Consider the following 25,735-nt stretch of genomic DNA (forward strand, 5'->3'; position numbering starts at 1 on the left):
GCAGGCCACGGGCGGATGGCTCGGTGCGGGGCCCGGGGAGCAAGCAGACGCTTAGCTCAGCCTCGGTCCGCTCGCACGTCCCAGACGCTGTGGGACTGCTTCGGGGCAGCAGAGAGACATTTCACGGGAGCAGACGGCGCGGGCCTGGGGAAATGCACGGCGTCGTACAGTCGGAGGACGCACGGCTGCCCCAGAAGCGGGAAAAACGGGGGCGCCAGCCGGCCCTCATGGCGCCCCCTGCCACCCGACAGTTTCCGGATTTGTACACGGTGGGGGCGGATGGGAAGGGGGGCGGAGTGGGACGGGGGGCGCGTTTCGGAGGCCGCGCGCCGGGCCTGCCCGGTGTCCTCGTTACTCCGCGGTGGCGCTGGCCGGTAGGCTACCGGGACCTCCCGGGGGGAACCGAATGCGGCTCTGCTGGTCACTGCTATTCATCGCGGCGTTGCAGGCGTGCGCGACCGCGCCCGCCCACGAAGACCTGTACGACCCCACCGCCACGTGGGACGCGGCCGACTCCAACGATGACGAGTGCGAGGACGTCGACGAAGACAGGTGCCTTGTCCCTACCTGCACGCCGGACGGGTGTGGGCTCTACCGCTGCGAAGACCTCGCTCCAGGCCGAATCGTCCGAACTCGCGGAGTGTCGGCTGTGCGCCCGCCGGCGAACAGCCAGCGCAACTGGGGCAACAGCCAGGCACTCCCAGGAGACGCGCTGCCGGTGTTCGTCTTCCAGTGGTATCGCCCCGAGGAGCTACCCAGCCAGAAGGAGACCGCGCGCCGGCTGGAGCTATGGCGACAGAGGCCACACGAGCGGCACCACCTCTTTCCCCAGGCATTTGAAGGCCACTTCAACGCCAGGGGCATCAACATCCATCAATGGACGCTCGTCATGGACGCGGCGGAACACGCCAGAGTCCACAGGTTGGCGATGAGGGGACCGTGGAACACGGAGTGGAAGACCTGGCTTGACCTGCACTGGCCGGACGTTACAAAGGCGATGCTCTTCGAGTTCGCCAGCTACCTCATCAGGAAACACAACCTATGGGGCATGCCTGCAACGTACTGGCAGACCTTCGAGCTCCCCCCGCTGCCGCCCAGCCCATGACAAGCTTCTACGAGATTACATGGAGCCCCGAGCCCACCTGGAGCAGCACCTATCGCGTCAGTCGCCGCTGGCATTTGCCCTCCGTGGAGCAGTGCCCGAGCTGCCGCGCAACAGTCGGCAGCTTCCTCACCTACCCAACCGTCGACCTTTCGGAGCTGCCAGAGGCCCGCGAGCTGAAGCCCCGTCCCGCGTCGTTCGAGGAGTACGTACGGCTCCGCGACCTGGTGCGCCCGTACTGCCCACCGGGCGCTCCGCTGGAGCCAGGAACAGGACTCGGCCCGCTGGGGGGCTCAACACGCGGCAAGTGGGGTGCCTTTACCTTGGTGGACCTGGCCGCGCTCTTCGTTCGTGAGGACGCGCTCCGGGCCCTGGAGAACCTACGCGGCATCGTGCCGGTATGGCCGAAGTTCCGCCGCCCTCCCGCCCCTGCCGTCGCGGAGCTACAACTGCTCCCGCACGGACGGTTGGCCCCCGACTGCTTTCCGCCGGGCCGCCGCGAGCCGTGCGCGGTATGCGGCTGCGATGGGGAGATGCGGCCCCTGCACTACTGGGCCGACCCGGCATCACTCCCAACGGACCTGGACGCATTCAGGCTGGCGGACTACTCGGGCATCATCGTCGTCAGCGAGCGATTCGCCAGCGTCGTTCGCCGCTTCGAGCCGAACGACATCACCCTCAAGCTCCTCTTGACGTCCAGACCTCCAGGAATCCAGACGCCCAAGCGGCTAGATGGCAATGCCGCCATCATCATTCGCAGGTGAGCGGCGCCCGGTTGAGCGACGGTTCACGAATCCACCGGGCGTCGCTCCCTGCTGTTACCGCGCACGCTCGAATCCGTGTAGCGGGCCCTGGGACTCGGGCGCCGGTCCCTTCGCGTGAGGTTCCCTGGGAGACATCCTCGTGGCGCGTGCGGGCCAGACGGGAGTGTGCATTCCGTCCAGTGTGGCAGGCGCGCGCCTCGCGCTCGCATGGCGGTTGATGGGGCTGCTTCCCCCCACCAGCCAGAAAATGAGTCACCTGTCGTATCATCCGGTGTGCCCTCGGCCTCCGGGGCGCCACGGGGGGACCGTCGTCTTGAGCCACAACCTTCAACGTCTCACGTCCTTCCTCTCGGGACTCGCGGGGCATGGCGAATCGCGCTCGCGCCAGGCGCTGGCGGAGCGCGTCTCGGATTCGCTTCCCACCGTGGCCATGGCGGGGTGCATCGCCAATGAGTGGCTGTGTCACCACCTCGCCGGCCTCGACGAGGCCGTGCTCCTCGACATCGGCCCCGGCACCGGACGCCAGGGTGTGGACCTGCTCCGGCGGCTCGGTGCTCGCGAGGACCGGCCCCGTCACCTCACCGTCATCGCCGTCGAGCCCGATGCCGTGAGCCTCCGTACCGCCGAGCACAACCTCCTCGAGGCCGCGCAGACCTACGGACTCGACGTCCACGTCCTGGCCTTCCACTCGCTCGTGGAGGAGCTGGACCCGTCCTTCTGGCCCATCGTGGCGGCCATGCCCGGAACCCTGCTCGTGCACTCGGCCTTCGCGCTGCACCACGTCCGCGGGAAGGTGGCCGACGACGAGGCCCGCGACGGCGTGCTGCGCCGGCTGCGCATGCTGGAGCCCAAGGCCGTCGTGCTCGTCGAGCCCAGCCTGGACGTCTCCACCTCGGACCCGGAGCAGCGCTTCCGCCAGGGCTGGCGTTACGTCGGCCTCACGTTCCAGCTGGTGGACCGCCTCGCCCTGCCCCAGGAAGACCGGGACGCCATCCGGCGCTTCCTCGTGCGCGAGCTCGAGGCCGTCCTCGACGACTCGGACGACTCCCGCTCGAAGCGGTACGAGCACGTGCGCGGCTGGTGGCGCAGGCTCGCCCGCGCGGGCTTCGCGCGCGACGACGTGCCCACCTCCCTGGACCTGGGCTCGCATCCGCAGATGCAGCCGCGCCGCTACCCCGGGTACGTGGGCCTCGATGTCGGCGACGAGACGCTCGTCGCCGTGCTGTGCGCCACTCCGGCGGCACGCGACCCCCACTCCCGCTGAGCCGTTCGCCCTTCCCGAACCGCGCCCGAGCGCCGACACTGCGGGCCCCATGCGCTTCCGCTCCGCCCTCGTCCTGCTGGCCTGTGTCTCCGCCTGCGCCCCACGCGCGCGGACCGCGCCGGAGACCTCCGCCATGTCCACCGCTTCCGCGTCCGCGGCCGAGGCCGCGTACACCCGCCTCGCCCGTGAGTACCTCGACTGGTACCTCGAGGCGAATCCCACTCGCGCCACGTCGCTCGGCTTCCACCAGCACGACGCCCGCCTCCCGGACGTCTCCGCCGCCGCGCTGACCCGCAAGTCGGAGGCCCTCCAGAACTGGCTCACCCGCCTGGAGGCGGTGGACCGCGGCGCCCTCACCGGTGACGCCGCCGTCGACGTGCGCGTGCTGGAGTACGCCATCCGCGCGGACCTCGCGGAGCTGGAGGAGCAGCGCGTCTGGGAGAACAACCCCGGCTTCTACGTGGGCCTCATCGCCAGCAGCCTGTCCAACCTCTCCTCCCGCGAGTTCGCCCCCGTCGCCGAGCGGATGCGCTCCCTGCGCTCGCGCATGGCGTCCATTCCCCGCGTGCTCGACGCGGCGAAGGCCAACCTCCGCGGCGTGCCGGAGCTGTGGGCCCGGCTCTCCCACCGCGATGCCCGGGGCGTCGCGTCCTTCCTGCGCACGGATTTGCCCCGGGCCCTGGAGGCCCAGGGCTTCGCCCAGGTGGACGCCTCCGAGCGAGACGCCTTCACCGTCGCCCGTGAGCAGGCCGCGCGGCACCTGGAGGCCTACGCCACCTGGCTGGAGCAGGACCTGCTGCCCCGCGCGGACGGCGACTTCCGCCTGGGCCGCGAGCGCTTCGAGAAGAAGCTCGCGCTGGAGGAGCACGTGACGCTGAGCGCGGACCAACTCCGCGACATCAACGAGCGCTCCATCCGCGAGTACAAGGTCTGGGTCGCCCGCGAGGCCGCGAAGGTGGACCCGAAGAAGACGCCCGAGCAGGTGATGGCCGAGCTGGTGAAGGACCACCCCACCGCCGACCAGCTCATCCCCACCGCCCGCGCGCAGCTCGTGGAATTGCAGCGCTTCGTGCGCGAGCGGAACATCCTCACGCTGCCTTCGGACCGGCTCCCCACGGTGCGCGAGACGCCGCCGTACGCGCGGCTCGGCTTCGCGTCCATGGACACGCCGGGCCCCTTCGAGACGAAGGCCACCGAGGCCTTCTACAACATCACCCCCGTGGAGCCGGGCTGGACGCCGGAGCAGCGGGCGCAGCACCTGACGTACTTCAACCGCGCGGGCCTGCTCGGCATCTCCGTGCACGAGGGCATCCCCGGCCACTTCGTGCAGCTGCTCTACGAGTCGAAGATTCCCACCGACGTGCGCAAGGTCTTCTCCCCCACGTCCGTCGTCGAGGGCTGGGCCCACTACACCGAGCAGATGATGGTGGACGAGGGCCTGGGTGACGGAGACCCGCGCATCCGCCTGGGGCAATTGCGCCGCGCGCTGCAGCGCCACGCCCGCTGGTACGCGGCCCTGGCGCTCCACGTCTACGGCGAGCCGCTGGAGGCCGTGGCGAAGCGCTACGCGGAGATTGCGTACTTCGAGCCCTTCCCCGCGCTGCGCGAGGTGGAGCGCGGCACGTCCAACCCGACGTACCTGTACTACGCCGTCGGCCGCATGCAGATATTGAAGCTGCGCGAGGACTACCGCCGCCACCTGGAGGCGCGCGGGGAGCCCTTCGTGCTGAAGGACTTCCACGACCGCTTCCTGCGGCTCGGCCTGCCCGTGTCGCTGGCGCGCGGCGTCCTCATTCCGGGGGACACCGCGCCGTCGCTGGAGTGACTCGCGGCTACAGCTCGATGACCTGGGGCCGCTCCTCGGGTGGCAGCGGCTCGCGGGACGTGAGGCCCTCGATGTTGAAGCCCGAGGGCGCCCGGATGGCGCCGCTGTTGAGCGGGTCCAGGTAGAGCTGGACGGGCGCGGCGAGGCCCTCGTACGTCACCTCGAACACCTCCAGCCCCTGGCTTGGACCCAGGCGGCGCCAGGCCACCCGCTGGCCCTCGGGGCCGCGCAGCAGCTCGAGGAAGGCCATCATCCCCTCATTCCCCCAGCCCACCCGCACCGGGTCCTCCGGGCCGAAGCCATAGGCACCTCCCTCCCGCACCGGGGCGGAGTGCACCGGCGCGCGTGACTCACGGACCGGTGCCACGGACTTGTTGGATGAGGCACACGCCGTCAGGAACAGCAGCCCTGCGCAGGCAACGCGAAGCGCGAACATTCGACCCTCCACCCCCACCATCGACCTGTGGGGAAGCTGTTGCCGCACCCCCGTTCGTGCACGCCGCCTGCCCTCCCTCCGTTCTTCGGTGAACGCACGGAGTGCCCGCTGCCGTGCAGTCACCACTCCGGGCCCATGCGCCCCCGCGAGGCCCGCACGCCTCCGCCTGCCTTGCCTCGGTGCCCCGAATCGCCGCCCGCCTCGCCCGTCTCCTCCCCCGGGGCCGGCTCACAGGGCCTCAAAGCCTTGCACCTCCTGACTGCGCTTCCGGTGCGAGCCATGTCAGGGTTCAGGACGGTTGGCGGCGGGATGCCTCTCCTTCGCATGTCTGGATTTGACAGGAAAGAAGCGCGCGGCCAGCGTTGGTGGGTGCCGTTCGAATCCGCCAGACAATGGCAATCATCTCATCGAGTGCCCCGGGATGGGCGCGCCGCCCTCCGTGCGTCGTGGGGCCTCGGAGCCTGGGGCTTGCTCCTGTGTCTCGGGATGGTGCTCGCGTGCAGACCGCGCAAGCAGGACGAGTGCGCCATTGTGCAGGCCCGCGTGCTGGAGGAGGTGCGCGTCGTGGACGGCTTCCATGACCACCTCAACGACGCGGAGTCCATCGTCCTCCACTCGCGGCGGCTGCGCGAGGTCAGCGCGGGGCTGCGTGCCCTCGACATCCACGACGCGGGCCTCCGGGCCGCCGTGCAGCGCTACCACACGAGCATCGACCGGCTCGCGGAAGCCTGGGCCCAGGCCGCCGAGCAGCAGGCGCGGGGGCTTCCGGACGCTGGTACGGATGCGGGCATTTCGGACTTCAAGCTGGTGACGCTCATCGAGCTGATGTCCGTCCACTCCGCCGCCGTGAATGGCGCCCGCTCCGGCATCACCAACGCCTGCGGCGCCCACTGAGCCCGGAAGCAGGCGCCGCGGCACGGCCTACTTCTTCTTCGCCGCCCCGCCGTCCCCGGTGCCCGACATGGCGCGCATGAAGGCCTCGTCGACGCCGTGGATGCGCAGCGACACCAGCTCGTCCGGGGTGATGCGGGTGTAGCCCGCAGCGCGCATCCGCTTCACGAAGTCCGTGGTGACGCCGTGGATGCGGAAGGCGACGAGCTCCTCGTCGGTGATGTTGGGGAAGCCCTGCTCGCGCATCTCCTTCACGAAGGCCGGGGTGACGCCGTGGATGCGGAAGGCCGTGAAGCCGTCGGCGTCCACATCCTTGAAGCCCAGCTCGCGCATCTCCTTCACGAAGGCCGGGGTGACGCCGTGGATGCGGAAGGAGACAATCGCGTCGCCGTCCAGGTCCTTGAAGCCCAGCGCGCGGACCTCCTTGATGAACTCGGGCGTGACGCCGTGGATGGACATAGCCAGCAGGTCATCCCACGACAGCTTCGTGAAGCCGGCCGAGGACAGGCCCTGCACCTTTGCCGCGTCGACGCCGTGGATGCGGCCCGCCACGAGCTGTTCCATCGTCAGCCCCGGGTAGCCGGCCTTCGCCAGCTCGCTCACATAGGCGGGCGTGACGTCGAAGATGCCCACCTGCATCAGCTCGTCCATCGACAGGTTCTTGTAGCCGATGGCCGCCAGGTCCTTGATGCGGGCGGTGGTGACGTCCGTGGCGGCGAGCTTGAAGTGGTCCTCCGACGACAGCTTCGGGTAGCCCAGCCCGGCCATGGCCTTCGCGTAGGTGTCGCTCGGGGCGAAGCGGTAGTGGCCCGCGCCCTCGCCGCCCTTGAACTGGCCCTCGAAGCTGAAGGTGCCGGCCTCGCGCGGCATCGTGAAAGACGCCGGGCCGTCGTTGGTGGACAGGCCCTGGAAGGCGGACAGGGGCTCGCTGAAGCCCATCTGGCCGTGCTCATCCTGACGGTGGAGCTGCAGTTGGAGCTCCTTGCCGTCGCGGTTGTTGTGGGGCTGGGCGGTCCAGGTGCCGCGCAGCTCGGGTGCCGCAGTGGCGGTGAAGGCCGCGAGCAGCACGGCCACGAGTGGAAGGGACGACAGGCGACGCATGGTGGGCTCCTTCGGACAGACCCCGCCCGTTCGGCGCGCGTCCGGTGGGACGCGGCCGTGAGGGCAGGGGAGATTGAGAGAACAGGGGGACCGCGGGACGGCGCGCGGGACTACTTCTGCCGCGAGCCGCGCATCTTCCGGATGAAGTCGGCGTCCACGCCGCCGGAGCGCAGGCGGACCAACTCGTCGACGGAGAGGTCCTTCAGGCCGGCATCGCTCAGCTCGCGGAGGAAGGCCGGGTCGACGCCGAGGGCGCGCAGCTCCGTCAGCTCCTCCGCGTCCTTCGTCTGCACGCCGGCCTCGCGCATGCGGTCCAGCCACTCGGGCGTGACGCCCACGGCGCGCAGCTGCTGCAGGTCATCCGCGGCCATTTTCGACAGGCCGCGCTGGTTCAGGGCCTGGATGTAGCCGGCGTCCACGCCCACCGCGCGCAGCTCGGAGATGTCCTCCAGCGACATGCCCGTGTAGCCGGCGTTCTTCAGCTCGCGGACGTAGGCCTCGTCGACACCCACCGCGCGCGCCTGCACCAGGTCGTCCGGGTCGTTGGTGGTGAAGCCCGCGGCCTTGAGCGCCTCGATGTACGCCGGGGTGACGCCCAGGTGCTTCATCTGCACCAGGTCATCCGCGTCCAGCTTGCGGCCGAAGCGGGCGCTCATGTCCTTCGCGTACTCGGGGGTGATGCCCGCGTGGCCCATGGCGACGAGGTTGGCCACCGTGGGCGTGTAGCCCATGGCCGACAGCTCCTGCACGCGGGCCGGCGTGACGCCCGCCACCTTCAGCGCGACCAACTGGTCCACGGAGAGCGGCTGCCCCACGCCCACCTGCGTGCGCTCGTCCGCGTCGTCATCGCCGTCGTCGGAGTCACGCGGGTTCGGCCTCGGGGCGGGCGCCGGAGCGGGCGCCGCGGCCAGGGCTCCGGGCACCGGCGCGATGACCGCCGGGGCAACCAGGGCATCCTTCACCGCCGAGGAGGCGACCCCGGCAGCAGGCGGAGCCGGCGGCGCGGCGGGGGAGACGTGCGGCGGAGCAACAGGCGCGGGAGGCGCGACGGGGAGCGCCCGGGCGTTGCCATTCGGAGCCGCGGCCAGGCCCGTGCGCACCTCTCCGCTCGGGGCCGTGGCGCTCGTAGAGGACTCCGTCTCCGCGCGGCCCAGCACCAGCGACGTCAGGGGCGCGGCCACCGCGAGGCTGCTGGCCAGGGTGAGCACCGACGCTCCGGCCACCCACTTCGAGGAGCAGCGCGCGGCGGGCGCGGTGACGAGCCGGCGCACGCGCTCCGGCAGCGAGCCCCCCAGCGCGGACATCGCCGGGCCCTGCACGGTGGGCAGCACTCGCAGCTCCTCCAGCGCCGTCAGCGCGCGGGCGTAGGAGAGGGCCCCACCGCTGGCGCCCACGGCGACGTCGTCACAGCAGTGCTCACGCTCCACGCGGATGACGTGGGACACCCAGCGCACGGCGGGGTGGTAGAAGAGGAGCGTCTCCACCAGCACCTGCGCCAGATTCACCGCGAAGTCATGGCGACGGATGTGAGCCAGCTCGTGCGCGAGCACCATCTCCAGCTGGCGCGCCGACAGCCCGGACAGCGCGGACACCGGCAGCAGCACCACCGGGGACAGCCAGCCCACCGCCGCCGGCACGTCCACCGACGCAGACTGGAGCAGCCGCACCGCGCGCCCCAGACCCAGTCGCGACGCCAGCGCGTCCAGCCGCTCCTGCCACTCGATGGGCGCGGGCCTGGCCTGGGCCGCGAGCCGGCGCAGCTTCACCCACTCGGCCGTCATCCGTCCCGAGCACAGCCCCACGCCCGCAACCCACGCCAGCACCAGCCACCGCAGGTTGGCAGCCACCGTGTCGCGCAGCCACTCCAGCGGAGAGACACGCTCCGGAGCCTCCACGCGCGGCGCCGTGCGCACCTGGTCCCGCGAGGACAGCGCCGCACGCGGCCCCGTCTCCCGCACCGAGCGCAGCCGCTCCCGCGACGACACGCGCGGCCCTGCCTCCGCCGCCTTCCGCGCCGAGGCCCCGCGCTCCGCCGCCGCGCCGCGCGCCTCCGAGTAGTGCCGCCAGCCCGTCACGGCCGGCATCGCGAGCGACAGCACCAGCGCGCCACACGCCAGCGCATAGCGCGCATGGGCGGCACGCCGGCCCACCGTGGCGAGCGCCACCGCGAGCAGCAGCGCCACCAGCGCGCCCTGCCAGAGTGAGTGCAGCAGGGCCCAACCCAGGGACTCCAACAGGAGGCTGCTCATTCTTCCGCTCCTTCCAGCGTGTCGAGCAGCCGGCGCAGTTCCGCCAACTCCCCGGGACTCGTCTTCTTCGAGGAGAGCGCCTGCATCGCCAGCCGGGCAGGCGAGCCGCCGAACGCTCGGTCCACCAGGTCCGTCACCAGCTGCCGCTGCGTGCGCTGCTCCGTGGCCCTCGCCCTGTAAACGTGTGCCCGATTGGACTCGTCGCGCTCCACGAGCCCCTTCTCGGTCATGATCTGCATCAGCTTCAGCACCGTGGTGTACCCGGTGCCCTCCGGCTCATGCCGGGTGAGGGCGTCGTGCACTTCACGCACCGTGCTGTCTCCGCGCTCCCAGAGCACCCGGAGGATGGCCAATTCCCCATCCGTCGGACGCGGCAGCTTCGTCTCGCTCATCACGCTCCCTCTCGACACGGCTATATTACGAACCCGTTCGTAGATGTCAACGAAGGTCTTCGTAGAAGGTGCCAGAAGAAAGCCCCCTCTCCCGGCAAGGGGAGGAGGGGGCCTGGGGTGCGGCACCGTGGAGGTGGGCCGTTGTCAGTGCTCGCTGCTGGCGGCGCGGGCGGGCTCTTCCACCACCGTCTGGACGGAGTCGGGGTTCTTCCCCTCCCAGAAGCGGCGGGGGTGGCCGTCGCCGCGGGTGCCGCCGGAGAGCCGGTCCACCCAGGGGTACTTCTGCGCCTCCTCGGCGGTGTAGCCGAGGTTGAAGACGGTGGGGCTCTTGGGCACGTCACCGGCCTTCGCGTAGTAGGTGGTGAGGAGCCGGTCCCAGAGGTAGTTGGTGATGCCGTAGTTGCCCTGCTCGTTGTGGTAATGGTGTGACAGGTGCAACCGCTTGATTTCCTTCAGGAAGCCAAGCTTCGGCGTGTAGTTCAGGTGCTGGATGCAGTGGCAGAACTCGTAGAAGCAGATGTTCACCATCGCCCAGCCCAGCCCGGCGGCGGCGGCGGCCCTGCCGCCGATGAGCAAGCCCATGGGGACAATCACCACGCTGATGAGCGGCAGCGTGTTGCCGAGCGCGCCGAAGAGGACGCGCAGGTCATTGGGGTCCTGGTGGTGGTCGAAGTGGACGCGCTTCCACATCGCCGCGGTCAGCGGGCTTTTGTAGAGGAAGCGCCCGTGCAGGATGTTGCGGTGCACGAGGTACCAGCCCAGCGGGAAGGCCAGGCTCGTGGCGAGCATGGTCAGCAGCATGCGGACGGGGTTGTCGAGCCACTTCACCGCGAGCACGAAGCTGGTGATGCCCACCGCGATGTAGGCGACGACCGCGTAGTAGGTGAAGAACGAGTAGACCAGATCGCCGAACGTCATCCGGTCGAGGTTGTGCTTACGGTTCTTGAAGATGGAGAAGGGGGCGCTGACTGACACGGTATCCCTCGCAGGTGGCCGCTGCCCCCAGCCGGGGCAGATGGAGCGGCGTTGAGCCCGCGCCTCACCCCGCCGGCCTGGGGGTGAATGGCGCCACTGTCACTAGCAGGGGCTCCTGGAAAAGCTCCGATACGGCATCGGGCGCTATAGCGCTTTTCTTGGGGCGGTGAGAAGGGCCGCTGCTGAAGGGCGGGGCGATTGTCCCCCGGGCTGACAGGCGTGCGACTCGGGGACGGGCTTCCCTGGCGGCCGATCGCACCCCACCTTCCGGGGAAGCGAAACGACCTTCCAGGGGGACGCCGATGGCGGAGAAGGAACACCAGCAGAGCAGTGGCACCAAGAGTCGTGCGCGGCGTACGGCGCCCCGTGTGAGCCGGGCCGGGGGCAATACCAATACGGCGGCGGACCGGGGCAGCATCGCGCTGCGCCGCACGACGTCCGAGTACCGCGCCGCCGCCGAGGAGCAGGCCTCGCGGGTGCGCGAGGAAATCGAGGCCGCGCTCGTCATCGCCCGCAGCACGCGCGAGCAAATCGAGCAGCGCATCGCCGACCAGCTCCACACGCCGCGCGTCGTCCACAAGACGCACCCCGTGCGCAAGCGGAGCAGTGGACGCGCCGCGAAGAAGCACTAGGCGCGAAGAAGGGGACGCGTCAGCACCCTCAGGGCGTGACGCGCGTGCCCTGGGGGGCGGACACCGGCGCGGCGTCCTCGGCGGGCGGCGCGGAGGAGTCCTCACCCAGGCTCTTGAGCTTGCGCGCCAGCTGGGCCGCCTGCGCGCCCTTGGCGCCCATCTCACTGCCCTGCACCCCCACGAAGGACACGCGAGCCCGCTCCAGCAGCGCCACCTGCGCGTGGAGCTGGGCCAGCAGCCGCTCGCGGCGGCGGGACAGCGCGTCTAGGTGGTTCAGCTCCTCGCCCAGTGACGACGCGGCCAGCTCCAGCTGGCGCCGGGCCACCGCGTCCTGCGTGGTGGAGGCGCGGTTGCGCAGCTCGCGCACCTGCGCGTCCACGTCGTTGGCCACCACCGAGCCCAGCTGTGCCTCCAGCCCCGCGTGGGCCTCGGCGAGGGAGAAGCTCTCCCCGGCCATCTTCTCCAGCACGCCCAGCAGCTCCTGACGCCCGGGGCTGGCCGGCATGCCCTTCACCACGTCCTTGCACTGGCGGTAGAGCGCCAGCGCGCGCACGGCCAGCACGCGGGCCTCGCCCTTGAGCGAGTCCTCCAGCAGCCGGCCCCGCGCCTCCACCGCGTCCAGCTCCATCACCACGTTGGCCGGCAGCGTGCCGATGCTCCAGAAGAGGGCCACGGCGAGGAAGCCCACCATCACCGGGAGCAGCCCGGTGTGCCCGACGAAGCGCGCCTCCAGCACCTCGCGCACGTACAGCGACAGCGGGACGAGCACGCCCGCTGCGGCGGCGCTCGCGGCCACGGAGAAGGGCCGGCCCGACTCGCCCCGGCCGTTGCCCAGCCACGCCACCAGCGCGGCGGCGATGGCGCCCGCCAGGCTCTGCGGGAGCGGATCAGGCAGGTCCAGGAGGAAGGGGACGGTTGGCAGCACCGCCAGGCCGATGCGCAGGCCGATGGCATTGCGCGGTGTCGCCTTCGCGCCGGCGATGGCGGCGGCCACCACCGCGAAGTAGCCCAGCTCCAGGGGGAAGTGCAGCCGCTGGGCGGCGGCCCCGAGGATGCCCATGCAGGCGGCGCCCCCCAGCGCGCGGAGGGTGCGCGACTCGAACTCCTCGCGGTGGAGGAACTGCACGGAGAGGGCCATCGGTGCACCGTCCTGGCTAGTACGCGTTGTTCGTGCCGAAGTTCTTCATCGTCTTCTTGTAGAGGTTCCGCGACTCCCGGCGGACCTCTGCCTCATCGGACGCGCTCCCATAGGCTGCCTCTGTCTGGTCGAGCTCCGCAAGCTCCCCCGAGAGCGCCGACGCGGACGTGCCGAAAATCCTCCGGGCGTTGTCCAGCAGCCCACGCGCCGCCTGCCGGTTGCCGCGCTTCATCTCCTCCGCCGCGGCGAGCATGTGCTGGGTGCCCAACGCCCGTGTCGCATGGACGCGCACGTCCCTGTCCAGGTTCGCCCGCACCACCGCCGCGTCGGCCGTCACCGCCGCGGCGAGCTTCAGCCCCGTGTCCGCCGCCGCGTCCCTGCCCACATCCACATAGCGCACCCGGGCGTCCAATACCTGAAGCACACCGCCCGCGGCGCCCGTCGCGAGCGTCAGCTTCGCCACCACGCGCACGCTCTGGTCTCCGGCCAGGTCGTACAGCGGCACCTTCACCAGCTGTCCCTCGCGCGTGGCGGGCAGGCCCATGACCTCCACGGCCTGGATTTCCGCGGGCAGCCGCAGCTCCAGCTCCACGCGCCGGGCCACGGTGCTGGTGGCCTGGTCCAGCTCGCGGGAGAACACCTCGGCCAGCTTCGCCGAGTCGTCGATGAAGCCGGAGAAGCCGCCGCCCTGCTCGGCCATGCCGCGCATCAGCGCCTCGTTGAAGTCTCCGCCCACGCCCAGCGCGCTCACCGTGATGCCCTCGTCGCGCATGCCGCGCACCAGCGCGTACAGCTCCGGCTCCCGCACCATTCCCGTGGTGGGCTGGCCGTCGCTCAGGAGGATGGCGCGGCTGACGCGGAAGTCGCGCAGGTGCGGGCGCAGGGCGCGCGCCGCCTCGGTGAGGCCGCCGCTGGTGTTGGTGGAGCCGTCGTCGCGGAGGTTGGCGATGGCCAGGAGCAGCTCGCTCCGCACCTCCTCCGTCACCGGCCGGCTGGGGAGGGTCTTCACGTCCGTGCCGTAGTCGACGAAGGCGAGCCGGTCCTCCGACGTGAGGCGGTTCACCAGCTCCGTCGCGGCGCGCTTCGCGTCCGCCAGCTTCTGGCCGGACATGGAGCCGGAGCGGTCGATGACGAGGGCCAGGTTGACGGGGACGCGGCGGCCGGCCTCGGCCGGGTGGGCCTTCAGCTCCAGCCAGGCGAAGACCTCGCTGGTGCCCGTCTGCACGTACGCGCCGGACAGCTTGCCGGTCAGGGTGAGCGCGCCGCCCGAGGGCGTGGAGGTGACGAGCGGCAGCGTCACCGTGGCGTCGGGCTCGTCCGGCCTCGCCACCGTGTGGCTGGTGTCGGTGACGGGCGGGGGCGGGGGCGGTGAGGGCTTGCCCACCAGCAGCGCGCCGAGGGCGAGCAGTCCGGCGGCGGACACCAGCAACAGGGTGCGGTTCATTCAGGGCCTCGGGGGTGGAGGAAGGGCGTGCAAGGCCACGTTCGCCTGCCTGCCACCCCCGGCGCATCGGTCAGCGGGAGGAGGGTCCTCCCGATGACCGATGGCTGCCCGAGGTCTTTTCGGCGCCCCGCTCAGGCACCGTTGGGGGCCAAGGCCGGCTGGCGCAGCCGCACCAGCTCCTCCACCACGTTGCGCACGCGGCCCTCGTCGAAGGGCTTCTCCAGGAGGAGGTTGGGGATGCTGGCGAGGAACTCGCGCGCGCCGGTGGTGAAGGCGCCGCCCGACACGAAGATGAAGCGGCCCTCCATCCCCGCGTGCGCGCGCCGCACCGCCTCGTACACGTCGCGGCCGGTGAGGTCCGGCATCATGACGTCGCACAGGACGGCGTCCGGCTCCAGGCCCCGCTCGAGCAGCTCCAGCGCCTGGCGCCCGCTGTTGGCCACCTCCACCTGGTGCTCGCGGAGGATGCGCTGCAGCACCCGGCCCACCGCCGGCTCGTCGTCCACCACCAGCACCCGGCCGCGCGGCGCGCCCCGGGCCTGCTTCGGCCCGGCCACTACCGGCACGGGGCGAGGCTTCGGCTCCGTGGTGGGCAGCAGCACGCGGAAGACGGTGCCCCGGCCCGGCTCGCTCTCCACGGTGATGTCGCCGCCCAGCCCGCTGATGATGCTGTGGCAGATGGACAGTCCCAGCCCCGTGCCCACGCCCACCGGCTTGGTGGTGAAGAACGGGTCGAAGATGCGGTCGATGACCTCGCGCGGAATGCCCACGCCGGTGTCCTGCACCTCCACCACCACGCGCCCGTGCCCGTCACGCCGGGTGACCAGGCGGATTTCATGCCGGTGCGCCGCGCCCTCGGGAATGGCCTGCGCCGCATTCACCACGAGGTTGAGGAACACCTGGCTCAGCTTCCCCTCGTTCGCCATGACGGGGGGGATGTCGCCGTAGTCCCGCCGCAGCTGCGCGCGGTGGCGGATTTCGTTCGCCGCCATCATCGCCACCGACTCCAGCACCGAGTGCATGTCCAGCGGCGACACGCGCTCCTCGTCCGGCCGGGAGAACGTCTTCAGCTGGCGGACGATTTGACGCACGCGCTCGGCGCCTTCGCAGGCCTCGTTGAGCACCTCGTGCCACTCGCCCAGGTCGGGCTCGCCCTTGAGCCGCGCCTGGAGCGCCGTCGCGCCGTCACCGGGGGGCAGGTGGTGGCGGAACTCGTCCGCGAGGAAGCCCAGGTTGGAGAGCACGAAGGCCAGCGGGTTGTTGATTTCGTGGGCGATGCCCGCCGCGAGCGTGCCCACCGACGCCAGCCGGTCCGCCAGCGTCAGCCGCGCCTGCAACTGCCGCTGCTCCGTCACGTCGCGGGCGATGGACACCACCGCCGGCTGCCCGTCGAAGCGCAGGGGCAGCGACACCACCTCCGCCACGCGCGTGCGCCCGTCGCGGCGCACCAGCCGCCGCTCTCCCGTGAGCGCCCCGGCCCGCACCGCCTCCGGCCCGCGCATGTCCTTGACGTAGTCGCCGAAGCGCTGGCCCGTGAGCTGCTCCGCGCGCTCGAAGCCCAGCGTGGCGACGAGCGCCGCGTTGGCGTAGACGATGTGCCCGTCGCGTTCGATGGCCGCCGCGTCCGGCACGCCCTCCAGGAGCGCGCGGAAGCTGGCCTCGGACAGCCGCAGCGCCTCTTCCGCCTCGCGGCGCTCGGTGATGTCGCGCGCCAGGCCCTCCACCGCCACCACGCGGCCGGAGGCGTCCGTCACCGGCGCCACCACGTGCTCCAGCCACAGCGTGCGCCCGTCCGGGTGGTGGAAGCGCACCACCACCGGCGCGCCCTGGAAGGGCTGCGGCGCTTCCAGCAATTGCTCCAGCAGCGCCCGGTCCTCGGGGTGCACGCGCTGGTACCAGAGGTCCGGCTCGCCGTAGTGCTCCACCGGGCCGTAGCCCAGCTTGGCCTGGGACACGCGGCTCACGTAGGCGAAGCCGCGCGGCGGCTCGCGCCGGTAGAGGTACAGCACGTCCGACGCGTTCTCCGCGAGCTGCCGGAAGCGCCGCTCGCGCTCGCGCAGCGCCCGCTCCGACTCGCGCCGCTCCAGCGTCACGGAGATGGCGCCCGCCGCCGCCGACAGCAGGTCCACCTCCAGCCGGTCCCACGTGCGCGCCTCGACGGTGTTGTCGAAGCCGATGAAGCCCGCCAGCACGCCCTGCACTCGCATGGGCAGCACGAGGATGGACAGGATGCCCTGCGGGTCCAGCACGGCCTGCTCACTCTCGGGGAAGCCCGCCACCAGCCCCTCGACGACGTCCCCGCGCGTCAGCTTCTCGACCCAGCGTGGGAAGTACTGCTCCATGGGCAGGTTCTGGAGGTCCGGGTTGTCGATTTCCGGCTTCACCCCCGGCGCGCACCACTCCGCGCGCTGGCTGCACAAGAGCGCCCCGTCCTCCCCGCGGTGATTCTCGAACACGTACACGCGGCTGGCGCCCGACGCCAGGCCCAGCGGCGCCAGCGCGGGCCCGTAGAGGTCGCCGCCCTCGGGCGTCGCGAGCAGCCGCTGCTGCATCTCCACCAGCGCGGTGAGGTAGCGCTCGCGCCGCGCCAGGGCATCGTCCGCGGCCTTGCGCTCGGTGACGTTGTTGAGCGTCCCCGAGGTGCCGAGAATGGTGCCGTCCTCCGTCTGCATCAGCCGGCCGAACACCTCCACCCAGACGGTGCCGCCCGAGCGGGTGAGGTAGCGCACCTCCGTGCGCACGTCCTCGACCCTCCGCTCCACGAGCGGGACGAACAGCTCCTGCGCGCGCTGCCGGTCCTCCGGGTGGAGGAACTCCAGGTAGTGCTTCCCCAGGACCTCGTCCACCGTGAAGCCGGTCAGCTCCGTCCACGCGGGGTTGAGGAACGTCCAGACACCCTGTGTGTCAGTCTGGAAGACCACCTCCTTGAGGTTGTCGATGACCAGGCGATAGCGGCGCTCGCTGGAGGTCCAGTCAGGCCTGGAGTGCGGCGTCTGCATGATGAGGCTCGAGGAAGAGAACGCCCGCCCGGACGGGGGCGTCCGAGCGTTTCACAATTTCATAACCATTCTGGATTTTCTGCCCGGGCAAGCAAGAGGGCCGGGATGACCCCGGGATTTTCGCGGCGCCTCTTCCGCTGTTGTGCGAGACACGGGGAGTGTCGCCCGTCTTCCTTCCGGATGGGCGTGGGTGCCACCATGGCTGCGTGCCGGGAAGTCCCTCATGTCTTCTGGAAGCGCCTGGCCTTCGATGATTCAACAGGACCCCGAGGAGGGAGCAGAGTCCCTCCTGAACGATGCGGTGCTCCGGCTGCTCCTCGAGCAGGCGGGAGACGCGCTCGTCCTGGTGGACGTGAAGGGCCGCGTCCTCGCCTTCAATAGTGAGGCGGGCCGCCAGTTTCGGATCCCCCGACCCGAGCGAATCGAGCACGGCTGGTTCCCCGGGTGCGTCTGGGTGCGCGCGGAGGATACGTCACTCCCGCTGGACGAGTCGCCGCTGACGCGGGCGCTGGCGGGCGAGTGGGTGAGGGAGGGGCGCTGGGGGCTGCGCCGGCCGGACGGGACGGTGGTGCTGCTGCGAGGCTCCGTGGTGCCACTGGGCGTGCGTGACGGGCAGGCGGCCGGTGTGCTGCTGCGCGCGCGCGAGGAGGCGCGGCTGGGGATGGACGCGGCGAGCGCCGCGCGGCTGCTGGCGGAGGCGGGCGCGCTGCTGGGCGCCGCACTGGACGCCGAGGGACGGGTGGAGCCTCTGCTGCGCCTGCTCGTTCCAGCGCTGGCGGATGCGGGCGTGCTCTACCTGGGGCCGCCCGCCGAGCCGCTGCGCGCGGTGGCGGCGGTGCACGCGGTGCCCGAGCGACACGTGCTGCTGCTGGAGTTGCTGCGCCAGCACCCGTCGGACCCGCTGGTGCCGGGAGGCATGCTGTCCCTGCTCGACACCGGCCAGACGGAGCGGAGGCTGTTGTCGGAGTCGCCAGTCGCCGCGGCCGATGAGGCGCTGGATACGGCGCGGCTGCGGCAGGCGCTGGAGCTGCGCTGCTACCTGGGCGTGCCGCTGGTGGCGCGCGGGGGCGTCATCGGCGCGCTCGCCCTCTTCCGTGGGGACACGGCGCACGACTTCACCGACGAGGAGGAGCGGCTGGCGGAGGAGCTGGCCCGCCGCACGGCGCTCTCCGTGGACAGCGCGCGGCTGCTGCGCGAGGCGCGCGAGGCGGTGCGCCTGCGCGACGAGTTCCTGGGCATCGCCAGCCATGAGTTGAAGACGCCGCTGACGCCGCTGCACCTCAAGGTGCAGCTGCTGCACAAGCAGGTGGAGCTGCTCGCGGCCCGGGGCCAGCCGGTGTCCGCCGAGCGCGTGTCGGAGACGTTGGAGGTGGTGCAGCGCCAGGTGCGCAAGCTGACCAGCCTCGTGGACAACCTGCTGGACGTGTCGCGCATCACCGCGGGCCGGCTGAAGCTGGAGCTGGAGGAGATGGACCTGGCGAGCGTGGCGGCGGAAATCCTCTACCGCTTCGCCCCGTCCGCCGCGCAGCTCAACTGCACGCTGGAGCTGCACGCGCCCATGGCGGTGGTGGGCCGGTGGGACCGGCAGCGGCTGGAGCAGGTGGTGACGAACCTGCTGTCCAACGCGCTGAAGTACGGCGCCGGCAAGCCGGTGTGCGTGCGCGTGGAGGCGGACGGGCGGCTGGCGCGGCTCACCGTGCAGGACTGCGGCATCGGCATCTCCGCGCAGGATTTGCCGCGCATCTTCGAGCGCTTCGAGCGCGCGGTGAGCGACAGGCACTATGGCGGCCTGGGCCTGGGGCTCTACATCACCCGGCAGATTGTGGAGGCTTTCGGCGGCACGGTGACGGCCACCAGTGAGCTGGGCAAGGGCTCAATCTTCGTGCTGGAGCTGCCACGCGGCGACATCCCAGAGGAGTGGCTGGCCCTGCCGGGAGCTTCCGAGCCCGGCGCCTCGTAGTGGGCTTCCGAGCCCGGCGCCTCGCAGCGCGCCTCCGAGCCCGGCGCCTCGCAGCGCCTCCGAGCCCGGCCTGGCGTCTCAGGCCGCGTGCACGGACGACGGCTGGGTGGTGGGCTCGGACACGGGAACGGGGCTGTTGATGTACCGGGGCAGCCGCACGTGGAAGCTGCTGCCGCGCTGCGCGCCCTCGCTCTCCGCCCAGATGGTGCCGCCGTGCCGCTCCACGATTTCGCGGCAGATGAAGAGGCCCAGCCCCAACCCGCCGTAGTGGCGCGCCTGCGCGTTGGACGCGCGGGCGAAGGGCCGGAACAGGCCGGGCAGGCTCTCCGGAGGGATGCCGATGCCCTCGTCCTTCACGTGCACCACGATGTGGTGGTCCTCCTCCTCCAGCGACATGCGCACCGTGCCGCCCTGCGGGGAGTAGCGCACGGCGTTGCTCACCAGGTTGGTGAGCACCTGGTCCAGCCGGGGCGCGTCCCAGTCGCCCTCCACGGTGTGGCCGGGGATGCGCAGCTCGAAGGCGAGGCCGCTCTCCGCGCGCACCTCGAAGCGCTCCAGCACCTCCTGCAGCAGCGGCACCAGGTCCACGCGCTGCCGCTCCAGCTCGAAGCGGCCGCCTTGAATCCGGGCGGTGTCGAGCAGGTCATCCACCAGCCGCGCCAGCCGCTCCGTCTGCCGGGCCATGGAGCGCAGCGCCTTGAGCAGCCGCTCGCGCTCCGGGAAGTCGCCGTTCTTCTCCAGCCACTGGAGCGTGAGCGAGGCGAAGCCCTTGAGGGGCGTGAGCGGCGTGCGCAGCTCGTGGCTGGCCACGCTGATGAACTCCTCGCGCGCGCGCACCGCGTCCTTCAGCTCCGCCTGTGCGGCGCCGGTGCGGGCCGCCATCTCGTTGAAGCTGCGGGCAAGCTCGCCCAGCTCGTCGTCCTCCCCGTCGTCCTCCACGCGCCGCTCCAAATCCCCGGCGGCCAGAGCGGCGGTGGCCTCGCGCAGCTCGTCGAGGCGGCGGATGACGTCGCGGGCCACGAGCTGCGACAGGCCCAGCGCCAGCAGCACGCCCAGCATGACGAGGCCCACCACCGCGGCGCTCATGCGCGTAATCGCCGCGTAGGCCACGACCAGTTCCTGCGTCACCAGCACGCTCCACTCGGTGTCCTCCACAGGCGCCTCGGCGGCGAGGATGCGGCGGTCCGCCACGTCGAAGGCCTCCATGATGCCGCTGCCGGGGCGCAGCAGCTCGTCGTGCATCGCGTCCGGCAGGTGGGCCTCGCCCAGCAGCAGCGCGTTGGGCGCCGTGTCGCGCAGCACCTTGAGGCCGCGCCTGTCCAGCACCTGCACGCGGAAGCGCCGCGACGCGGGCGTGGTGGCGTCGCTCAGCCGCTCCAGCGAGAGCAGGCCCACCAGCATGCCGCGCAGCTCGCCGTCGTGCTCGAAGGGGCGCGCCACCGCCACCAGCGGCCGGTCCGGAGGGCGGATGAAGGCCGGGGACACCTCGGTGCCGCCGTGGGCGAGCGCGTCGGAGAGGAAGGCGTGCGCGGGCAGGTGCCAGTCCTCCACGCCCGGCGAGGTGGCCAGCACGCGGCCGGAGGCATCCACCGCGAGCGCCGCGTCGAAGGCGCGCGCCTGGGCGGCGAGGTTGCGCAGGTACGGCTCCAGCGCGGCGCGCTCGCCGGTGACGAAGGCGGCGCGGAAGCCGGGCGACTCCAGCATCAAGTCCAACGACTCGCGCGAGTCGTCCAGGTAGCGGCGCAGGAAGTCCGCCTCGCCCGCGGCGGCGCGCTGCGTGTCGTCGCGAACCTGCTGCTCGATTGCGCGCTGCGCGAGGAAGGCCGCGAGCCCGCCGAGCGCCAGCAGCGGCACCAGCCCCGCGAAGGCCAGCCCGCGCAACAGCTTCCACCCCACGGTGCGCGGTGCGCGAGGGCGCCACTCCAGCGCCTGCGCCACGCACGCCAGGGTGAGCACCGCGTACACGCTGGCGCCGAGCCACGACGCGCCCCGGCCCAGTGCATACGCCAGCAGCGCGAAGGGCACGGCCAGCACGCCCATGAGGAGGTTGGGCAGCCGCGAGTGCAGCCGGCCCGCGGGCAGCAGCAGCCCCACGCCGGTGAGGGCGAAGAGGGCGCCTACCAATGGCCGCAGCGGCGCCAGGTGCGCGTAGACGGACAGCGGGAAGCGCTCGGGCGCGGCGAGCAGGGCCACGCCGAAGGCGGTGCCGGTGAGGGACAGGAAGGCGCGCAGCACGGGCCGCCGGCGCATGGCGGGCCACGCCTCCAACATCATGCCGCCGAAGAGGAGCGGGTAGAGGACGATGCCGGTGAGGCTGCCGGGCAGCACATTCAGCACCCACCAGTACAGCGCCATGGCCGCGCCCAGCGTCAGCCGCGCGCCCCGGTCCAACCAGCGGGGCGCGTGCGGGTACAGCAGCGCACCCATGAGGGAGATGCTGCCGGCCAGATACGCGAGGCCGAGCACGCGCACATACGGATAGAGCGGCCGGAAGGAGGCCACCCGGAACTCGTACGGCACATACGCCATCAGCACGCCGAACAGCAGCCCCACCAGGGCCGCGGGCCACGTCAGCGGCAGGGAATGAGGCGGGGCCGGCGCCTTGGCTTGCGGAGAAAGGGAAGAAAACATCTTCCTGGATTCACGCGCGAGCAGGGCTGGCGGTTCTACTGCCCCCAGGGCTTACGTCCGGGGCAGGACACCGTATGCGCCCGGCGAGTCACATCCGGCCTCATGCCACCTCGAGCACCGTCCATTCCCGTACCTCACCCGCCAGCGTCACCTCCACCACGTCGCCGGCCTTACGGCCCATGAGGGCGCGGCCCACGGGAGACGCGGGGGTGATGACGGAGAGGAAGCCGTCACCGCCGGGGCCCGTCAATTCGGTGCCGGCGCCCACGGGCAGCACGAAGAAGGTGCGCTCGGCGAAGCCGTCGTCGTCCTCGGTGCTCATGTCCACAATCGCGCCCAGCGCCACGGGCCCCTGGCGCGGGAAGCGCGGCAGCTCGCCCTGGCCGAAGGTTGAGAGTGCCTTGAGCTCTTCCTGCACGCGGCGGGCGCGAGCGGCCTGGCCGGTGGCGAGGCTGCCGAACTCGATGGCGGCGCGGCCGTCCTCTCTCTTCTCCGACTCCGTGGCCAGGCTGCGGGCCGCCTCGCGGGCCTCGGCCTCGGCGCGGTGGGCGAGGCGGTCGGACTGCTGGAGGCGCTCGGCCAGCTGGGTGAGGAGTGCATGCTTGTTGAGTTGCATGGTCGATACAGAACTGTAGCGCCGGCCGAAAACAGCTCCAGTTTTCGGCCAGCGCCACGGGGCGGCTCACTCCGTGCGGCCGGAGGGCTCCCTGCGCTCCACGCTGCTGCCGTTCTCATAGCGCGTGGCGGCCATGGGGAAGCCGTCGTCCTCCCAGAGGCGCGTCCAGCCCTGGAGCGCACCGGAGGTGTACTCGGCCTGGCGGACGATGGTGCCATTGGGCGCGTAGCCCGTGTGCAGGCCGCTCTCGCGGTGCTGCTTCGGCTTCACGTCGTCGTACCTCCCCTCGGAGTCGCGCCCGCCGGTGTGGTGGTAGGAGATGGCCCAGCGCAGCAGCCCCTTCTCGTAGTAGCGCTGCGCCTTCATCCGGCCCGTGGACTTGTAGAACCAGAGCGCCAGCCCGTGCGGCACGGGGACCTGGGCCGGGATGCGGCACTCCAGCGAGTGCGCGTCCGCGTAGACGCGCGCGCCAGCCGGGCACTTGAGTGAGTCCTCCTTCGCCTGCGCGCGGGTGAGGGTGTCGGGAAGCCAGGCGGGGAGCTTCGCGACGGCCACGGGCGTGAAGAACGCCTTCTGCGCCTCGGGGACGGCGGGGCGGCGCGCCTTGTTGCTCGCGCTCGCCTCGTCGACCAGGCGCTGCATCTTCTTCGCGTTCTCCAGCGAGGTGACCTGCCGCTCGAGCGTCTTCCGCTGGTTCGGCGGGGCCTCAGCCTGGCTCGCCTTCAGTTCGGCGATGGCGGCGTCCATTTCCTGCTGGCGCGTGGGGCCGCTGGCCGGTTGCGCGAGCGCGGCGGGGCCGCACGTGCAGAGGGCGAGGGCGGTCAGCAGCGCGCGATGGGTGCTTGAGTTCATGTCGGGTCCTGGTGAGCGGTGGAGGGGGAGGGCTCAGCGCCGGGTGGGGTCCGTCGGCGTCTGCGTCGTCGTCTTCGTCGGGGCGCCACCGGCCTTGGTCGTCTCACCCGCGGAGTTGCCCGGCTGCGAGGGGCCCTTCACGGGAGTGCGGGCGCTGACGGCGGGGTCATCGGTGGGGTGCTGCGGCGGCAGCGGCTTCGGCGGCTCGGGCAGCGGCTTGCGCGCGGTGGACGGCGACGTGCGCACGGGCGCCTCGAAGGAGTCGATGGGCGCGCGCTGCGCGGGAGGAGGCAGCGCCACCGGGCCCGGCTGCGGGCGGAGCTGGGTGGAAGGGATGGCGGGGCTGGTGGGAAACGGCTTCGGTCCGATGCTCGTCATGGGTTCCTCCGGGTGCTGCGGGATTGGAGGATCCTCTTTTCAATGGCCGTGCCGAACCCCGCGCTCCAGGCGCTCCGAGGGGTTACGCGAGTCGCCGCGTGGGAAGCGCGAGGGGAAGGTGCCTTGAAGGGAAGTGCGAGGTTCCCTTGAAGGGAAGTCGCTCAGCGGGGAGGCGCGCCGCGCCGGGGACGGGGGATGCCATGCCCGTCCATCCACACGCCCAGCGTCTTGCGCGACACGCCCAGTTCGCGCGCCGCCTCCGTCTGGTTGCCGCCGTGGCGCTCCAGGGCATCCACGATGCGCTGCCGCTCCCCACCGCCCGGAGTGACGGGCACGGGCGCGGAAGCGAGCGGCAGCCGCGGTGCGAGGAGCTTCTCCAGCGGCAGGTGCTCGGGCCGCAGCACGTCCACGGCGCCGAGCACCACCGCGCGCTCCATGACGTTGCGCAGCTCGCGCAGGTTGCCGGGCCAGTGGTAGCGCAGCATCGCGTCCTGCGCCTCGGGCGACAGCGAGGGCACCGCCGTGCGGCCCATGGCGTGGGCGGCGCGCTGCAGGAAGACGTGCGCGAGGACGAACAGCTCCGCGCGGCGCTCGCGCAGCGGGGGAATGGTGAGGCTGAGGCCGTCCAGACGGAAGGAGAGGTCCTGCCGGAAGGTGCCGCGTGCCACCTCCGTCGCGAGGTCCTTGTGCGTGGCGGCCACGAAGCGCACGTCGAGCGGACGCGGGCGCAGCTCGCCCAGGCGCAGCACCTCGCGCTGCTCCAGCACGCGCAGCAGCTTGGCCTGGACGCCCGCGGGCAGCTCGGCCACCTCGTCGAGGAAGAGCGTGCCGCCGTTGGCCGACTCCAGCAGGCCGGGCTTTGCCTTCACCGCGCCGGTGAAGGCGCCCTTGTCATGGCCGAACAGCTCGCTCTCCAGCAGGGACTCGGAGAAGGCCGCGCAGTTGAGCCGCACGAAGGGCCCGCGTGCACGGGGCGAGTGACGATGGACGGCCTCGGCGAAGACCTCCTTGCCCACGCCCGTCTCGCCCAGCAGCAGCACGGTGAAGGGGCTGGCGGCCACCTGCTTCACCAGCGCGTGGAGCCGCTGCATCGCCGGGTCCACGACGATGAGGTCGCCCTCCTTCGCCTCCGTCGCGTCTCCCCGAATGCCCTCGCCCGCGCGAGCCATCAGCGCCTCGGGAGTGCGGCCCTCCTGCGGAAAGCGCGCGCGGCCCACCGCGAAGGGCAGCCCGTGCCGGCCCAGCTCGTCGGCGAGGTCGGCTTCCACTTCATCACCGCGCCCGGGCACGTCCTCCCAGACCAGCGCATGCCACTCCTGAGGCGCGTACTCGGCCAGGACGTCCAGCGGGTCCAGCGCGGTGGCCACGGCCTCGCGCACGCGTGTGGCGTGAGGTGCATGGAGGCAGCGCACGCGCACCAGCCGGAAGGCGGGGCCGCCGGCTGCCGCGCGCAGGCAGGCCTCTTCCAGCCGGGTCTCCAGCGCGGCGTGACTCCACAGCGCGCGGGGCCGCGCGGGAGTGGACGGGGACACGGGGGGCGTGGGCTGGAGCAGCAGCGTCAGCTCGCCCAACTCCAGCACGCCACCCGGAGCGAGCTCGCACACCTCCTCCGGGGCCAGCCGGCGTCCCGCCACGCGGGTGCCGTTGGAGCTGCCCAGGTCCTTCACCGTCGGGCGCGGGCCGAGCGTCAGCTCCGCGTGCCGTCGGGACAGGGCCGCCGAGTCGATGCGCACGTCGGCCTCGGCGCCGCGGCCGATGATGACGGTGCCCGTCTCCGGCAGGGGGAACGTCAGCGCCAGCGAGGGGCTGAAGACGAGCAGCCGGAACGGGCCGCCTCGCGGGCCCTGCTCACCGCCCTCGCGCGCGAGGGGAACCGTGTCCTGTTCCGAGCTCACCGGCTCCCGGTTGTATCAGACGGACTCCGCGCGGCGCATGACGCCGGCCGGCACGTCCCGCATCGAGGCACCTGTTCCCCGCGCGCATGCGTCGCCGGCCACTCCCGCACCACGCGGCGCGTGACGCCGGCACGCCCCGCTTCAAGGCACCTGCTCCCCGCGCGCATGCGTCGCCGGCCACTCCCGCACCA

The 25,735-nt window shown here is 71.8% G+C and carries 20 protein-coding genes; 7 read left to right on the forward strand and 13 right to left on the reverse strand.

All coding sequences use genetic code 11. From position 1 onward, the window contains the following. The first annotated feature begins 406 nt into the window (after positions 1-406). The 4 genes from sitA6 (at position 407) to G4D86_RS14390 (ending at position 4,955) form a co-directional block, all read left to right on the forward strand. Positions 407-1,105 carry a SitA6 family polymorphic toxin lipoprotein gene (sitA6, locus tag G4D86_RS14375; protein ID WP_163993792.1) on the forward strand — a complete coding sequence of 233 codons (699 nt, stop codon included), beginning with the start codon at positions 407-409 and terminating at the stop codon, positions 1,103-1,105. Then, entirely contained in the window at positions 1,102-1,866 is a 765-nt protein-coding gene (gene sitI6, locus G4D86_RS14380; RefSeq protein ID WP_163993794.1) for a SitI6 family double-CXXCG motif immunity protein, read from the forward strand. The genes sitA6 and sitI6 overlap by 4 nt, the downstream gene beginning before the upstream one ends. 313 nt (positions 1,867-2,179) lie before the next feature. Beyond that, positions 2,180-3,130 carry a GRAS family protein gene (locus G4D86_RS14385; RefSeq protein WP_163993796.1) on the forward strand — a complete coding sequence of 317 codons (951 nt, stop codon included), beginning with the start codon at positions 2,180-2,182 and terminating at the stop codon, positions 3,128-3,130. Positions 3,131-3,263: 133 nt separating this feature from the next. Then, positions 3,264-4,955: a DUF885 domain-containing protein gene (locus G4D86_RS14390; protein ID WP_240360241.1), complete on the forward strand. Its 1,692-nt coding sequence runs from the start codon at positions 3,264-3,266 to the stop codon at positions 4,953-4,955. 7 nt (positions 4,956-4,962) lie between these two features. Here the strand turns inward: G4D86_RS14390 and G4D86_RS14395 are convergent, their stop codons facing one another. Beyond that, positions 4,963-5,391 (reverse strand): fibril protein, encoded by a 429-nt coding sequence (locus G4D86_RS14395; RefSeq protein ID WP_240360242.1) that lies wholly within the window; start codon positions 5,389-5,391, stop codon positions 4,963-4,965. Between the two features lie 468 nt (positions 5,392-5,859). Here G4D86_RS14395 and G4D86_RS14400 point away from each other — a divergent pair, with 468 nt between their 5' ends. Beyond that, positions 5,860-6,285 carry a hypothetical protein gene (locus tag G4D86_RS14400; protein ID WP_163993800.1) on the forward strand — a complete coding sequence of 142 codons (426 nt, stop codon included), beginning with the start codon at positions 5,860-5,862 and terminating at the stop codon, positions 6,283-6,285. Between the two features lie 27 nt (positions 6,286-6,312). Here the strand turns inward: G4D86_RS14400 and G4D86_RS14405 are convergent, their stop codons facing one another. The 4 genes from G4D86_RS14405 to G4D86_RS14420 form a co-directional block, all read right to left on the reverse strand. Further along, the gene (locus G4D86_RS14405; RefSeq protein ID WP_163993802.1) at positions 6,313-7,383 is read right to left on the reverse strand and encodes a 4-hydroxy-3-methylbut-2-enyl diphosphate reductase; all 1,071 of its coding nucleotides are present in this window, start codon (positions 7,381-7,383) and stop codon (positions 6,313-6,315) included. Positions 7,384-7,493: 110 nt separating this feature from the next. After that, complete coding sequence (locus tag G4D86_RS14410) at positions 7,494-9,632, reverse strand: M56 family metallopeptidase (protein ID WP_163993804.1); 2,139 nt, start codon at positions 9,630-9,632, stop codon at positions 7,494-7,496. Beyond that, on the reverse strand, positions 9,629-10,024 hold the full coding sequence (locus G4D86_RS14415; RefSeq protein ID WP_163993806.1) for a BlaI/MecI/CopY family transcriptional regulator: 396 nt from the start codon (positions 10,022-10,024) through the stop codon (positions 9,629-9,631). The genes G4D86_RS14410 and G4D86_RS14415 overlap by 4 nt, the downstream gene beginning before the upstream one ends. 144 nt (positions 10,025-10,168) lie before the next feature. Continuing rightward, positions 10,169-10,999 (reverse strand): sterol desaturase family protein, encoded by an 831-nt coding sequence (locus G4D86_RS14420; protein WP_163993809.1) that lies wholly within the window; start codon positions 10,997-10,999, stop codon positions 10,169-10,171. A 302-nt stretch (positions 11,000-11,301) separates the two neighbouring features. On the opposite strand from G4D86_RS14420, the gene G4D86_RS14425 reads away from it, so the two are divergent. Beyond that, entirely contained in the window at positions 11,302-11,631 is a 330-nt protein-coding gene (locus tag G4D86_RS14425; RefSeq protein WP_163993810.1) for a hypothetical protein, read from the forward strand. Between the two features lie 28 nt (positions 11,632-11,659). Here G4D86_RS14425 and G4D86_RS14430 read toward each other — a convergent pair whose 3' ends face one another. From G4D86_RS14430 to G4D86_RS14440, 3 genes are all read right to left on the reverse strand, one after another. Beyond that, positions 11,660-12,769: a hypothetical protein gene (locus tag G4D86_RS14430; protein ID WP_163993812.1), complete on the reverse strand. Its 1,110-nt coding sequence runs from the start codon at positions 12,767-12,769 to the stop codon at positions 11,660-11,662. A 16-nt stretch (positions 12,770-12,785) separates the two neighbouring features. Further along, positions 12,786-14,213, reverse strand: coding sequence for a vWA domain-containing protein (locus tag G4D86_RS14435; RefSeq protein WP_163993814.1), 1,428 nt, complete (start codon positions 14,211-14,213; stop codon positions 12,786-12,788). Between the two features lie 131 nt (positions 14,214-14,344). Further along, positions 14,345-17,212 carry a PAS domain S-box protein gene (locus G4D86_RS14440; RefSeq protein ID WP_163993816.1) on the reverse strand — a complete coding sequence of 956 codons (2,868 nt, stop codon included), beginning with the start codon at positions 17,210-17,212 and terminating at the stop codon, positions 14,345-14,347. 223 nt (positions 17,213-17,435) lie between these two features. On the opposite strand from G4D86_RS14440, the gene G4D86_RS14445 reads away from it, so the two are divergent. Beyond that, the gene (locus G4D86_RS14445) at positions 17,436-19,172 is read left to right on the forward strand and encodes a sensor histidine kinase (RefSeq protein ID WP_163993818.1); all 1,737 of its coding nucleotides are present in this window, start codon (positions 17,436-17,438) and stop codon (positions 19,170-19,172) included. Between the two features lie 78 nt (positions 19,173-19,250). Here G4D86_RS14445 and G4D86_RS14450 read toward each other — a convergent pair whose 3' ends face one another. The 5 genes from G4D86_RS14450 to G4D86_RS14470 all read right to left on the reverse strand — a co-directional run bounded on the left by G4D86_RS14450 (position 19,251) and on the right by G4D86_RS14470 (position 25,544). Then, positions 19,251-21,803, reverse strand: coding sequence for an ATP-binding protein (locus G4D86_RS14450; protein WP_163993820.1), 2,553 nt, complete (start codon positions 21,801-21,803; stop codon positions 19,251-19,253). A gap of 100 nt (positions 21,804-21,903) precedes the next feature. After that, positions 21,904-22,419 carry a GreA/GreB family elongation factor gene (locus G4D86_RS14455; protein WP_163993822.1) on the reverse strand — a complete coding sequence of 172 codons (516 nt, stop codon included), beginning with the start codon at positions 22,417-22,419 and terminating at the stop codon, positions 21,904-21,906. Positions 22,420-22,485: 66 nt separating this feature from the next. Then, positions 22,486-23,271 (reverse strand): toxin-antitoxin system YwqK family antitoxin, encoded by a 786-nt coding sequence (locus G4D86_RS14460; RefSeq protein ID WP_163993824.1) that lies wholly within the window; start codon positions 23,269-23,271, stop codon positions 22,486-22,488. A gap of 33 nt (positions 23,272-23,304) precedes the next feature. Further along, positions 23,305-23,649, reverse strand: coding sequence for a hypothetical protein (locus tag G4D86_RS14465; protein ID WP_163993826.1), 345 nt, complete (start codon positions 23,647-23,649; stop codon positions 23,305-23,307). A 161-nt stretch (positions 23,650-23,810) separates the two neighbouring features. Then, entirely contained in the window at positions 23,811-25,544 is a 1,734-nt protein-coding gene (locus tag G4D86_RS14470) for a sigma 54-interacting transcriptional regulator (protein ID WP_163993827.1), read from the reverse strand. Positions 25,545-25,735: the final 191 nt, after the last annotated feature.

The sequence above is a fragment of the Pyxidicoccus caerfyrddinensis genome (assembly GCF_010894405.1).
Classification (GTDB): Bacteria; Myxococcota; Myxococcia; order Myxococcales; family Myxococcaceae; genus Myxococcus; species Myxococcus caerfyrddinensis.